The following is an 11,799-nucleotide window of genomic DNA, read 5'->3' on the forward strand; positions in this document are numbered from 1 at the left end:
TGCGGGAGGAACGAAAGCGATGAACGACCGAAACGATATCGCCAGCCGCATTATGGTGGCGCTCGATTATCCGGACGCCGCCGCGGCCGAGTCGCTGATCGCGTCGCTCCAAGGCGTTCCGTGCTATTTGAAAGTGGGCATGCAGCTGTTTTACGCTGCAGGCCCACATTTTGTGCACGGGCTCAAGGAGCGGGGCTATCGCGTCTTTCTCGACGTGAAAATGCACGACATCCCGAACACGGTGAAGGGCGGCGCGGAAAGCGTCACCCGGCTTGGCGTCGACATGTTCAACGTGCATGCCGCCGGCGGCAAGGCGATGATGGAGCGGCGCTGGAAGGCGTCGACAAGGCGCTGGCCGGAGGCGGCGGAGCGAAGCCGCTCGTCATCGCCGTAACGCAGCTGACGAGCACGAGCCAAAGTACGCTCAACGCCGAAATCGGCATCCCCGGTACCGTCGAAGACGCGGTTCTGCGCTATGCGCGGCTCGCGCAGGAGGCCGGCCTGGACGGCGTCGTCGCCTCGGCGCTTGAAGTTGTTACGCTCAAGCGCGAGCTGGGCGCCGGCTTCGTCGCCGTGACGCCGGGCATCCGCCCCGCAGGAGCGGACCTCGGCGACCAGTCGCGAGTGCTGACGCCGGCCGCCGCGCTTCGCCAAGGGTCCGACTATCTCGTTATCGGCCGTCCGATTACGGGGGCGCCCGATCCGCGCGCCGCGCTGGAAGCGATCATCGAATCCATCCGAAAGGAAGATATCGCCCTATGAATTCGCAAAACTCGAATCTGGAGCAGTTATCCCGCACGATTGCCGCCTCGCTGCTGCGCATTGAAGCTGTAGCGCTGCGGCCTCATCAACCGTTCACCTGGACGTCCGGGCTGAAATCGCCGATCTACTGCGACAACCGGCTCACCATGTCGCACCCCGACATCCGCGAGCAAATCGCGGACGGCTTCGTGCAGCTCATCCGCGCCCATCATCCGGAGGCGGAAGTCATCGCCGGTACGGCGACGGCGGGCATCCCGCACGCCGCCTGGGTAGCGCAAAAGCTGAACTTGCCGATGATTTACGTGCGCGATAAGGCGAAGGGACACGGCAAAGAAAACTTGATTGAGGGCGTAGTGAAGCCCGGGCAAAAAGTCGTCGTCATCGAGGACCTCATCTCCACGGGCGGCAGCTCGCTCAAGGCGGCGCTGGCCGTGAACGAGGCGGGCGCTCAGGCGCTCGGCGTGCTGGCGATTTTCTCCTACAAGCTGGACAAAGCGACGTCGGCGTTCGCGGAAGCGGGCATGCCGCTCCATACGCTGTCCGACTACCCGACGCTGCTCGAAGTCGCAGCCGAGCAAGGCGCGATCCGCAGCGAAGACCTGGAGCTGCTGCAAGCATGGCGGGCCAACCCGGCCGCCTACGGCGCTCAAGTGTAACGCGAATAACATGAAATGGGCACGGATGCTTTTGCGGTGCTCCATCCGAACCTACTTCAAGTCAAAAACGATCCTTCGGCAGTGCGACGCGTCGCGGCCAGAGGATCGTTTTTTCTTGTTTTGAGGAAGGGGTATGCGAAGCGAGGACCGCCATACAAATCTAGTATAACTATCCTAAATTAGTGTTCATTCCAGCGCCCGGGACTTCAGGTAATGAAGAAGTCCTTTTGCGGAAAGCGTCTTCGAACGGACGCAGAATCCGTTATTTTCGTTTTTTTACTTATATATACGTTGTAGCGGACACAAAATCCGTTATCTGCTGCGTCATGTAGGCGGTAGGGCAGATTTTCCAGAAATAGCGTACCCTATGTTCGCTGCAGCCAGAAAATCCACCGTTTTGTCCAGATAACGTACCTGTAGTCCGTTACCTACCAGCGGCCAAAATTCTGTTCCGATAGCGTGTAGTTACACTTTTCAAAGAACGTAATACTTGAAAGCCGCTCGCCTTCGAAAATGCTCCGGGATGGGCCGGACTCGCCGGCAATAAGCTATGCAGGTTGCGGTGAAGCCGGCAAGCCGATCGGCTTTGTTGCTGCATCAGCGTCACTACGCAGAAGCCGCGACTATGCTTAGGCTTATTCCGCTAACGTAACCGCGCTTGTCATAAAGTCGTCGTAAGCGGGCAGGCAGGGGTGCTCTATTTTAAGACTCAGTTCGCTATATAACGTCTTGCGGGACGCTGTTAAGCGACGATTTGACGAAATGAAGGTGTAGGGACCCAAAGGTCCATAAATAGCGACGAACATTCGCATGGAGCGACCTTTGAGGCGGTAACGACCAAATGCTTTATTTTGGCTCAAATTCAGCGTCTGCAAAGTCTCTGATTAGCGAACACGGGCGTTATTTAATCAGTAGGGCTTGATCGAGACCAAGACCCGAATTCGAAGGAGCCCTAGGGCGCCAACTTATTGCCGCAGTGGCTTGACTCACCGGTAATGAGGCGCTGCGGGTTGGCTGTGAAGCAGACCGTACGGCCTTTTTTGTCCAATATTTTTTAGGGAGGACTATATTATGATAGAATGCCTCGGCTTCGATTCGAATGCCCGGTTACTCATCATTAACGCAGACGATTTCGGACTTTCCCCAGCCGCCAACGCAGCCATTATCGACTTGTTCCGCAGCAGTGCCATCACTTCCGCTTCAATCATGATGCCGTGCCCTTCGGCGCGGGAAGCGGCAAAATTATGCCGGAGCTGCCCGCAGGCCAGTACGGGCATCCACTTGACGTTAACAAGCACCGAGCAGGTGGAGTGCCGGCCGGTTTTTCGACGTTTCCGCCTGGACAGTTTGACGACAGAGGAAGGATTGCTGCCCCGCGACGCGTTGGCGGTCGAACGGGAGGCCGATCCCGATCAAGTGAAGCTGGAATTGGAGGCGCAAATCCGGCTCGCCCTCGCGATGGGCATCGACCCGACGCATCTCGACAGCCATGCCGGAACCGTTTTGGGCTTGCGGACCGGTCGAGACTTTCTGGAGGTCGTGTTCGAGCTGTGCGAGAAGTACGGGCTGCCGTTTTTGTTACCGACGCGGGCGGTGCAGCAGCCGTATTTCACCCTGGAGCAGCGGGAGCTGTTCCGCAAAAGGATCGAATCGGCGCGCCGGCGCGGCATTATGCTGATCGACGATCTGATCGCGCTCCCGTACGAGCTGGAAGCCGACGAGACGTACGAACGGTTTAAGAGCGCCATGATCCGGGCAATCAGCAACGCCGGGCCGGGCGTCACGCAAATCGTCATTCATCCCGCCGCGGCCGGCGCGGGGAGAGCCGCCATGCCCCACGCGGCAAAAAGGGCAATGGAGTACAGGCTGTTCCTCGATCCCGAGTTCAAAAGGCTGTTTGAACGGGAACAGATCAAGCTGATTTCGTGGCGGCAGGTGAGGGACTTGCAAAGATCGCTGCGCTAAGCGATATATTCGACACGATTCCGCACAAATGTTTCCCTTATGCAACTTCTGCGAGAAATACCGTGAAATCCGTTCAAAATCGCAGGAAACGTTCTGCACCGTTCCCCATAGCCGCTGTATGAAAGCGATCCGTACCCGTTCCTGACCGGAGCGGGTTTGCCGTACCCCGCCTTCAGGGGTAGAATGGTGTGGGTGCATGAGTCCGGAAAGAGCATGATGGGAGGAGCTGGTACATCTTGGCCGAAACGAGACGAGGGCTGCTTACCTCGTACTTACTCAGCAACAGTCCGATATATGCGACGGCCATCGGATTTTTGATCATGTCGAATATTGTGAACGCCGCTTTTCCGAAAACGCTCGGCCGCTTCACCGACGATTTGCAGAAGGGCGGCATGACGCCGGCTACGATCGAGCATTACGGCTTGCTGCTGCTGGCGATCGGCGTTACGTACGGGCTGCTGTTCGGCCTCGGGCAGTTTACGGTCGCGCGGCTCGGGCGGCACTTCGAATTCGTGACGCGGCAAAAGCTGTTCGCACATTTCACCAAGCTGAGCGAGCACTACTTCTCTCAGCACGGCATCGGCAAACTGCTCAGCTACGTCATGAACGACGTCACGAGCGTGCGCGAGTCGATCTCGAACGGCGTCAACCAGACGACGAACGCCGTGTTCCTCATTCTTTCCTGTATTGTGATGATGTCGTTCAGTTCGATTCCGTTTTACCTGATTGCCATTTGCGTCTTGCCGCTGCTGGCGATCCCGTTCATCGTCGTCCGCTTCGGTCCGGTGATCCGCGGCCGCTCGCTGAAGGTGCAGGAGTCTCTTGCGTCAATGACGGAATCTGCGGAGGAGCAGTTTGGGGGCATCCGCGTCACGAAAACGTTCGCCGCCGAAGACATGGCGATGCGCCGTTTCGGCGAAAAAGTCGACGCTATCCGCGACAACCAACTGCGGCTCGTTAAGGTGTCGTCGTTTTTCCAAGCGCTGCTGCCATTTTTGGGAGCGCTCTCGCTGGTGCTGGCGATTATCGTCGGCGGAACGCTGACCGCAACGCACCGCATTACGCTCGGCAGCTTTGTCGAGCTGACGCTGTACCTCAGGATGATCATGACTCCGCTGCAGCAAATCGGCAACGTCATCAATATGATGCAGCGTTCGCGCGCTTCGCTCGAGCGGATTAACGCGCTGCTCGCCCAGAAGCCGGATATCGTCAGCGCAAGCGAAGCCGAGCCGCTGCCGGAAGGGCCGCTCGGGGTTCGCGTGCGGGGGCTGACGTTCCGTTATCCCGGAGCAACCGAGCCGGCGCTGCGGGACATCAGCTTCGATATCGAACCGGGGCAGACGGTTGCGATCGTCGGTAAGACAGGCTCCGGCAAAACGACGCTCGTCAAGCTGCTGCTCCGGGTATACGACCCGCCGCGCGGCACGATTCGCGTCGGCGGGCGCGACATCGCTGACATTACGCTCGACAGCCTGCGCCGGCGAATCGCCTACGTGCCGCAGGACGGCTTCCTGTTCAGCACGACGATCCGCGACAACATCGCCTTCTCCGACGCTCGGCAGAGCTCGGGGAAGTGGAGCAGGCGGCGAAGCAGGCGCAAATCGCGGCCAGCATCGAGAGCTTGCCGCAGCAGTTCGACACGCGTCTCGGCGAGCGCGGCATTACGCTGTCCGGCGGACAGCGGCAGCGCACAAGCCTGGCGCGGGGCTTCATCAAACGGGCGCCGATCCTCATCCTCGACGACAGCGTCAGCGCCGTCGACGCCGTAACGGAAACGAACATTATCGCCGGCCTCCGCAAGTCGAAGACGAAGCAGACGACGATTTTGATCGCGCACCGGCTGTCGGCCGTCAAGCATGCAGATATCATTCTCGTCCTCGACGAAGGGCGCATCGTGCAGCGCGGCACTCACGAAGAGCTGCTGCAGCAAGAAGGGCTGTACGCTTCGCTCCATACCATCCAGGAGGAGGGGATCGCCCATGCGTAATCCGTTCCGCTTCGGCCAAGGCAAGCGGGCGAAAGAACAGCCCGAAATCAGCGGCTCCTACCAGACGACTCCCGCCGAACGCAAGGCGGCGTTCCGCCATATCGTCGCTTATGCGAAGCCGCATCTCGGAACGTTCCTGCTCGTGTTCGGCTGCTCGCTCGTGGCAATTCTCGCCGATTTGCTGCAGCCATACCTCGTCAAAATCGCAATCGACGACCATCTGATGGGCGGCAAGGCGGATGCGAAGCTGCTGTGGATGATCGGGGCGACCTACGCCGGGCTCGCTCTGCTCAGCTTGCTGTTCACTTACTGGCAAAACAATTTGCTGCAGCGCATCGGGCAAAGCATCGTCGCCAAGCTGCGCAAAGATTTGTTCCGCCACATTCAAAGCTTGTCGATGTCGTTCTTCGACCGGTTCCCGATCGGCAGCCTGGTGACGCACGAGTCGAGCGACACGGAGTCGATTTCGCAGTTTTTTACGCAAGTGCTGCTCAGTCTTATCCGCGACGGCATGACGCTGATTTTCATACTGATCTTTATGTTCAAGCTAGACGTCAAACTGGCGCTCATCAGCGCCACGCTGCTGCCGGTCATCGCAATCATCGCCGTCGTCTTTCGCTCGTGGCTGCGCCAAACGTACCAGGCGGCGCGCACGCAGCTGTCGCGGATGATCGCTTTCCTCGCGGAAAATCTCGCCGGCATGAGCCTCATTCAGGCGTTCAACCAGGAGGAGGAGCAGTTCAAGCAGTTCGAGGCGCGAAATCAGCGGTATTGGAAAGCCAACGTAAAGGAAATTCGTTCGAACGTGCTGTTCAACCGTTCCTTCGACATTCTCGGCAACGTGTCGGTGGCCTTGCTGACCTGGATCGGCGGCATGGCCGTATTTCACCGCGAGCTGGAGTTCGGCGTATTGTACGCCTTCATCAACTATATCCGGCAATTTTTCCAGCCGATTAACGCCATTACGCAGCAGTGGAATACGATGCAGTCGGCGACGGTGTCGATGGACCGGCTGTGGCGCATTTTTTCCACCAAGCCGGAAGTGGTCGATCCGGAGCCGGAACAGGCCGTCGATCCGAAGCTGGAAGACGTGCGCGGCGCAATCGCCTACCGCGGCGTCGAGTTCGGCTACCTGGAAGGGACGCGGGTCATTAACCGCCTCGATCTATCGATCCGCCCCGGCGAAATGATCGGCATCGTCGGCGTCACGGGCGCAGGCAAAAGCTCTCTGATGAGCCTGTTGTGCCGGTTTTACGATGTGACGGCGGGAGCGATCGAGATCGACGGCATCGATGTGCGCCGCATTCCGCAGGCGAAGCTGCACCGGATGATCGGACTCGTGCAGCAGGAGCCGTATTTGTACTCGGGCTCGATTATCGACAACGTCCGGATGTTCGATGAGCGGTACACGCGCGGGCAGGTCATCGAAGCGTGCCGCTTCGTCGGCGCCGATCCGCTCATCCGCCGCCTGAAGGATGGCTACGACACGCTGCTGTCGGAGCGGGGCAGCGGGTTGTCGGCGGGCGAGCGGCAACTGCTCTCGTTCGCGCGCATCGTGCTGCTCGAGCCGCGCATCCTTATTCTCGACGAGGCTACGGCGAACCTGGATTCTTTCACGGAGCAGCTTGTGCAGCACGCGCTGCAAGTTGTATCCGCAGGCCGTACGACGCTCGTCATCGCGCACCGGCTGTCGACAGTGATGCATGCCGACCGGATCATCGTCATGAAGCACGGCGACATCGTCGAGCAAGGCACTCACGCTGAGCTGATCGAGCAAGGCGGCTACTACAAGGAGCTGTACGAGCACGCCAAAGGCGGCCACGGCTTGGAAGAGCTGCAGACGGGGTAAGGAAGTCAATGTCGTAAAAAATCCGCCTGTCACGCGCGCGGCGCAAGCACAGGCGGATTTTTTTAGTGCAAAGGTGGTTGTACGAGATTTGGTTTGCCGAAATCTGCTTTCCCCGCTGTAAGAAGAAAATAAACTATTAGACTGAAAATTAAAGTATTAGACTAGGAAAATAAAGTATTAGACTAATTAGGGCGCTAAGCTAACGGGCAGTTATGCTTAATAAATCGTGATTTTGTACATATTTTCTAGCGTTTTTGACCTGATTTATGCGTCCAATCCTCCCTCATTTTATTGAATAACATATTATATTCAATAGTAGAGGAGGGACCAATAAATGGCCGTTACCGCATCCCTTTGCCGGCGTCTGGCCCGGATCCTTGGAGGAAAGGGCCAGCACGAAAATGATGAGTGTACAATCATGGTAAAACGCAATCTCAATGCAAGGATTTTAGGAAAAAAATATGATACTGAGCACGAGATAGTAATCCAGTCCTTAAAAAATGGGAAATCCCTTAATACTGCCGAGATTACTTTGTTGCAGCGGGAAGTTCAGCGATTTATACGGCAGGCAGTTAGACTTGGGTTAAAGGTAACAGCGGTACACAACCATTGGCTGTTCGATAAGCCCCGTTTGATGTACGTACATGTAGAGTCGGTGGAGAACCCGATTGTTTTTGCCAGTAAATTGGCGTCCATTATTAAACGTCTTAAACCGTAGAAGGTAGGAGTGAAAGTCGGCTGTCAGTCAACGGTCGGCAGCGGTAGTTTGAGGAATGTGTAAAGAAAGGAAGGTATTATCACTAACGGATATGATAGCTCTATAAAAGTAAAACACGAAGCTGCCTCGGGTTATCGGCAGCTTTCCTCAACTAACGGAGACGTTAGTTGAATGACAACAGCGGCAGTCTAAGACTTTATTTTTCAAGTCTTGGTCCGCCGCTGTTTCTTTTAATGGATCAGTCTAAAACTTTTTTTTCAAAAGCTGACGACTCTTCAGTTCAAAAACCGCGTTAAATCAACGACTCTAGTCTAATGTTTTATTTTCACCTTACACCCGCATTGACAACAGCGAATCCGACGTCATTCGGCTGGTCGCCGGAGCGTCCGTCCCGGGAGACGACGATACGAAACATACGCTGTCCAAGCTCACACGGGATTTGCTTGTCGATGCACGGAATATGCGAAATGCAAAAAGTACAGTTTAATTGCGGAAATCAACGCAAAACATGAAATCACATGCATTTTGTGCATCAATTTCGAGCATAGAAGCCGAAATGAGGTTATTTCCTCGAATTTAACTGTACCTTTTGCATCTCGCGGCCGCTTTTTTGCTGTCTTCCTCATTCTGTGATGTACGATTTGCAGTTTGACTGCACCTTCTAACTCACAGCAGTGCCAAAATACCTTTCGTAGCTATGACCGCAGCAAATTCATCGTGCAAGCTGACAAGAGCATGGTTATGGATATCTTCGGCGCGGTACAATTTTCCGTCAAAACTAACCGTATCGAAAGTGGCCGTAGCGTCCGATACGATGAACGGGTTAAAACCGAGATTTTTTGCCATTCTGGTTGTTGTGGAGACGCAATGCTCTGTTGTCAGCCCAACAATGACAAGAGTTTCTATCCCGGCTTCTTTTAAATCGCGTTCAAGACTTGTGCCGATAAAAGCGCTGTTGACATGCTTGACCAGCACCGGTTCGCCCGGCAGCGGAGCTACAATATCTTTTATATCTCGGCCGGAGTGATGGGGCAGGGAAGGGTCGCTGATGTGCTGAATATGGATTACCGGCCGATTCGTTTTCCTCCATACATGTAACAAGGCAGCCATATTTTGTTCCGCGTTCGGATTGTTTCTTCTGCCAAGCGACGGATCGTCAAAATGATTTTGTACATCAATCAAGAGCAAAGCTGCGTTCAACGAGATTTTCATCTTAATCCTCCAAGCAAGATTTCGGCGCCTTGCGAGGATTATATGTTATACTTCATTATTAGTAAAATTGAAATACCTGATGAGCACGTTTGGAATTTCTGATAACAAAATGAACAACGGAGGGATACACATCGAGATCCGTCAGCTGCAATCATTCAAAACCGTTGCCGAATTGAATAGCTTCACTAAAGCCGCTCAAGCGCTTCAGTATTCCCAGGCTTCCATCACTTCGCATATCCAGCAGCTTGAAGACGAGCTCGGAGCTTCGTTGTTCGACCGTTTGGGAAAGCAAATTCAACTGACCGCGGTCGGCCAGGAACTGTATCTTTATGCGGTCGAACTGCTGACGGCATATTCCAAAATCAAGCACATGTCTTTGGGCGGCGCCGCCATGAAAGGCGAACTTCGCATCGGAGCTGCGGAAACGTTGACCGCATACAAACTGGGACCCGTGCTGGCCAAGTATAAAAAAAGCTATCCCGAGGTCGCTATTTCCCTAATCAACGATCATTGTCACCTTCTGCGGGAGCGGCTCCATAAGGGGGAGCTGGACATTGCGATAACGTTGGAGCCTAAGGTAAGCGATCCGCAGCTCGCAACGGAAATATGCTCGGAAGAACCGCTGGTTATTGTTGGGGAAGGCGGCCATTCCATCAAAACGATAGAGGAAGCCAAAGGCGAGTGTTTCATTTTCAGCGAGAAAAATTGCTCGTTGCGGTGTTTTTTTGAAGCGTATCTGGCCGAGAAAGGAGTGGATACGCACAACCATATGGAGTTTACCAGTATGGAAACGATGAAACAGTGCGTCGTAAGCGGGCTAGGAATCAGCCTGATGCCATACATAAGCGTGGAAGCGCTGCTGCGGGACAAGAAAATGAAAATCATCAAGCCCTCGAGCGACAATCTTACGTTCTATGCGCAACTCTCTTACCACAAAAACAAATGGCTGTCGAAAGCGCACAGGAAGTTCATCGAAATGGTTTTGAGCGAAGGAACGGGCCCTGGGATGTAACACGAAAAAACGCTGCTTACCCCGCTCTGGGGTAAGCAGCGTTTTCGTTAGGCGTCGTCGACCGTGTTTATTTCGGCAAATTCCCCAGCTTCTCCCAATAGAGTGCGAGCGTGCGCAGCCCCATGTCGAAGTTGTCGAGATCGAAATATTCGTTCGGCGCATGCATGTTTTCCTCGTTCAGGCTGAGGCCCATCAGGACGACCGGGGCGTCAAGCAGCCGGCTGAACACTTCGACGACGGGGATCGAGCCGCCGCCGCGGGTAAAGATCGGCGCTTTGCCGTATACCGCTTCGTATGAGGCGGCCGCAGCCTGCATGACCGGATGGTCGATCGGCGTAAGGAACGGATTGCCGCGCAGCGACCGCCGCATGACTGCTTTTACGCCGGCCGGAGTGTGCGACGCGATATGCTTGTCGATCAGATCCATCACTTCGTCGGGCGTCTGGTTGGCTACGAGGCGGCAGGTGATTTTGGCCAGCGCCTTGCCGGGAACGATCGGCTTAATGCCTTCCCCCTGGAAGCCGCCGGTAACGGATACGATTTCCAGCGTCGGCCGGCCTGTCGTCCGTTCGATGAAGCTGTAGCCGGGTTCGCCGTATAGCTCGGTCAGTCCGAGTTCTGTGCGGATTTTCGCTTCGTCGATGCCGACTTTGGCGAGCGAAGCCCGTTCTTCCGCCGAGAGGGGCCGCACGGTGTCGTAAAATCCGGCGACGGCCACTTTGCCGTCATCGCTATGGAACGAGTTCAGCAGTGCGGTCAACGCATGCAGCGCATTCGGCACGCCGCCGCCGTATACGCCGGAATGAAGGTCTTGATTGGCGGCCGTCACTTCGATTTCCGCGCCGATCAGCCCGCGCAGCCCGTACGTGATCGCCGGCTGGCCCTTCTCTTTCATCGGCGTATCGGAGATGACGACCACATCCGCCGCCAGCAGCTCGCGATTGGCTTCGACAAAACCCGGCGTATGCTTGCTGGCCACTTCCTCTTCACCCTCGATGCAAAACTTCACGTTGACCGGAAGCGAACCTGTCGTTTGCAACCAAGCTTCTATCATTTTCACGTACAGGAACAGCGGGCCCTTATCGTCGGTTGCGCCGCGCGCATACAGCTTGTTGTCCCGAATCTCCGGCTCGAACGGCGGCGTTTGCCACAGCTCGAGCGGTTCCGGCGGCTGGACGTCATAATGGCCGTAGACGAGCACCGTCGGCTTGCCCGGGGCGTGCAGCCAGTCCGCGTACACGACCGGGTGGCCCGCTGTCGGCATGATCTGCACGTGCTCGCAGCCGGCTCTGCGGAACGCGTCCGCCGTCCATTCCGCGCAGCGCCGTATATCGCTTGCATGCTCGGGCACCGCGCTCACGCTCGGAATGCGCAGAAACTGCTTCAGCTCCTCCAGATGCGCTTCGCGCTTGTTCCTGAAATAAGCTTCCAATTGCTGTTGAACATCCATCGCTATATACCGCTCCTGTCTGTTGGTTGTAACTTATTTATATTTCCCTAACCGCATAGGAAAATCCTGCCGCACAGCTGTTGGCCGATTTGGGCAGCAAGCCAGGTTATTGCCGCCTCTTCCATCATAACGAACCGTCCGGGCGCGATGCAAACCGCTTGGGGCTCCTCACCAGAAAATTTTCCCTC

At 55.9% G+C, this 11,799-nt stretch carries 7 protein-coding genes and 2 pseudogenes; 7 read left to right on the forward strand and 2 right to left on the reverse strand.

Features of this window, described 5'->3' with window-relative positions; all coding sequences use genetic code 11:
• Positions 1 to 19 precede the first annotated feature (19 nt).
• The 6 genes and pseudogenes from pyrF (at position 20) to SD70_RS05290 (ending at position 7,937) form a co-directional block, all read left to right on the forward strand.
• Positions 20 to 762 (forward strand): annotated as a pseudogene (gene pyrF / locus SD70_RS05265) (orotidine-5'-phosphate decarboxylase).
• A complete protein-coding gene (gene pyrE, locus SD70_RS05270) occupies positions 759 to 1,418 on the forward strand; it encodes an orotate phosphoribosyltransferase (protein ID WP_041046315.1) in 660 nt (219 codons plus the stop codon). The pseudogene pyrF and the gene pyrE overlap by 4 nt, the downstream one beginning before the upstream one ends.
• 1,071 nt (positions 1,419 to 2,489) lie before the next feature.
• The gene (locus tag SD70_RS05275) at positions 2,490 to 3,383 is read left to right on the forward strand and encodes a polysaccharide deacetylase family protein (protein ID WP_041046317.1); all 894 of its coding nucleotides are present in this window, start codon (positions 2,490 to 2,492) and stop codon (positions 3,381 to 3,383) included.
• A 320-nt stretch (positions 3,384 to 3,703) separates the two neighbouring features.
• A pseudogene (locus SD70_RS05280) lies at positions 3,704 to 5,370 on the forward strand (ABC transporter ATP-binding protein).
• Positions 5,363 to 7,219, forward strand: a complete 1,857-nt coding sequence (locus SD70_RS05285) for an ABC transporter ATP-binding protein (protein WP_082053145.1) — start codon at positions 5,363 to 5,365, stop codon at positions 7,217 to 7,219. The pseudogene SD70_RS05280 and the gene SD70_RS05285 overlap by 8 nt, the downstream one beginning before the upstream one ends.
• A gap of 334 nt (positions 7,220 to 7,553) precedes the next feature.
• Positions 7,554 to 7,937, forward strand: coding sequence for a DUF1259 domain-containing protein (locus tag SD70_RS05290; RefSeq protein ID WP_041046319.1), 384 nt, complete (start codon positions 7,554 to 7,556; stop codon positions 7,935 to 7,937).
• Positions 7,938 to 8,603: 666 nt separating this feature from the next.
• On the opposite strand, the gene SD70_RS05295 is transcribed toward SD70_RS05290, so the two are convergent.
• A complete protein-coding gene (locus SD70_RS05295; protein WP_041046321.1) occupies positions 8,604 to 9,149 on the reverse strand; it encodes a cysteine hydrolase family protein in 546 nt (181 codons plus the stop codon).
• A 109-nt stretch (positions 9,150 to 9,258) separates the two neighbouring features.
• Between SD70_RS05295 and SD70_RS05300 the strand changes: the two genes are divergently transcribed.
• Complete coding sequence (locus SD70_RS05300; RefSeq protein ID WP_231571052.1) at positions 9,259 to 10,161, forward strand: LysR family transcriptional regulator; 903 nt, start codon at positions 9,259 to 9,261, stop codon at positions 10,159 to 10,161.
• A 67-nt stretch (positions 10,162 to 10,228) separates the two neighbouring features.
• Here SD70_RS05300 and SD70_RS05305 read toward each other — a convergent pair whose 3' ends face one another.
• Positions 10,229 to 11,611: a dipeptidase gene (locus SD70_RS05305; protein ID WP_041046323.1), complete on the reverse strand. Its 1,383-nt coding sequence runs from the start codon at positions 11,609 to 11,611 to the stop codon at positions 10,229 to 10,231.
• Between the last annotated feature and the right edge of the window lie 188 nt (positions 11,612 to 11,799).

The sequence above is a fragment of the Gordoniibacillus kamchatkensis genome (assembly GCF_000829455.1).
GTDB classification, from domain to species: domain Bacteria; phylum Bacillota; class Bacilli; order Paenibacillales; family NBRC-103111; genus Gordoniibacillus; species Gordoniibacillus kamchatkensis.

Coding starts and splice junctions, on each gene's coding strand:
- SD70_RS05275 (WP_041046317.1), top strand. CDS start 2,490: ATGATAGAATGCCTCGGCTTCGATTCGAATGCCCGGTTACTCATCATT.
- SD70_RS05300 (WP_231571052.1), top strand. CDS start 9,259: ATGAACAACGGAGGGATACACATCGAGATCCGTCAGCTGCAATCATTC.
- SD70_RS05305 (WP_041046323.1), bottom strand. CDS start 11,611: ATGGATGTTCAACAGCAATTGGAAGCTTATTTCAGGAACAAGCGCGAA.
- pyrE (WP_041046315.1), top strand. CDS start 759: ATGAATTCGCAAAACTCGAATCTGGAGCAGTTATCCCGCACGATTGCC.
- SD70_RS05285 (WP_082053145.1), top strand. CDS start 5,363: ATGCGTAATCCGTTCCGCTTCGGCCAAGGCAAGCGGGCGAAAGAACAG.
- SD70_RS05290 (WP_041046319.1), top strand. CDS start 7,554: ATGGCCGTTACCGCATCCCTTTGCCGGCGTCTGGCCCGGATCCTTGGA.
- SD70_RS05295 (WP_041046321.1), bottom strand. CDS start 9,149: ATGAAAATCTCGTTGAACGCAGCTTTGCTCTTGATTGATGTACAAAAT.